Origin of the sequence: Bradyrhizobium sp. AUGA SZCCT0177, assembly GCF_018130125.1 — a bacterium.
GTDB lineage: Bacteria > Pseudomonadota > Alphaproteobacteria > Rhizobiales > Xanthobacteraceae > Bradyrhizobium.
In genome coordinates, this window is the sequence record NZ_JAFCMA010000073.1 from 1 (window position 1) to 1,267 (window position 1,267).

Below are 1,267 nucleotides of genomic sequence, written 5' to 3' on the forward strand. Positions count from 1 at the left end.
ACGCAAGTCAAGCATTACATCAATGGCAAGCAGGTGCCTGGTCGCAACGGGCGGACGTCGTCCGTCTTCAATCCCGCGACCGGCGAGCAGACGGGGTTAGTGCCGATCGCGAACGCCGCGGATGTCGCGGATGCTGTCGCTGCGGCAACAAAGGCGGCGCCGGGCTGGGCGGCGACGACCCCCTTGCGGCGAGCCAGGATACTCAACCGGTTCCTCAGGATTCTCGAGGAACGTATCGACGAACTCGCGGAAGTCATCGTCGCCGAACACGGAAAGGTCCATTCGGACGCCGTCGGTGAAATTCAGCGTGGTATGGAAGTCGTGGAATTCGCGACCTCTGCCCCGCAGCTATTGAAGGGCGAGCTTACCGAGAACGTCGGAACTCGCGTCGATAGCTATTCCATGCGTCAGCCTCTCGGCGTGGTCGCCGGCATTACCCCCTTCAATTTCCCTGCGATGGTGCCGATGTGGATGTTTCCTGTCGCGCTTGCTTGTGGAAACGCGTTTATCCTGAAACCCTCGGAACGAGATCCCTCGGCGTCACTGATCGTCGCGGAGTGGCTAAAGGAAGCGGGCCTTCCTGATGGCGTATTCGGAGTGGTCCATGGCGACAAGGAAACCGTCGACGCGCTGCTACATCATCCCGACATCTCGGCGATCAGTTTCGTGGGATCCACACCAATCGCACGGTACATCTACGAGACGGCCGCGACGACAGGAAAGCGCTGTCAGGCGCTGGGCGGTGCCAAGAACCACATGATCATCATGCCCGATGCCGACATGGACCAGGCAGTCGACGCTTTGATGGGCGCCGCTTTTGGTTCCGCCGGCGAACGTTGCATGGCGATCTCCGTCGCGGTCCCGGTGGGGGAAACGACGGCGAACAGGTTGATCTCCGCGTTGGAGCCGAAAATTCGGAGCCTCAAAATCGGACCTGGCACGGATTCGGAAGCGGAAATGGGCCCGCTCGTCACGAAGCAGCATCTGGACAAGGTCCGTGGCTACATCGACGCAGGTGTCGCGGAGGGTGCAAAATTGCTCGTCGACGGTCGTGGCTTCAAAATGCAGGGCTACCAGGACGGCTATTTCATCGGCGGGTCGCTGTTTGACCATGTCACTCCGAACATGAAGATCTACAAGGAAGAGATTTTTGGGCCCGTCCTGGCTGTCGCCCGTGCTCCCGACTACGACACCGCCGCACGGATGATCAACGAGCACGAATTCGGCAACGGTACATCGATCTTCACGCGCGATGGCGACGCGGCTC

Annotated in this window: 1 protein-coding gene; it reads left to right on the forward strand. The window is 60.3% G+C overall.

Features of this window, described 5'->3' with window-relative positions; all coding sequences use genetic code 11:
• Positions 1 to 1,267: CoA-acylating methylmalonate-semialdehyde dehydrogenase (locus JQ597_RS37415; protein ID WP_212270386.1), on the forward strand; the 1,267-nt coding region annotated here is incomplete at both ends.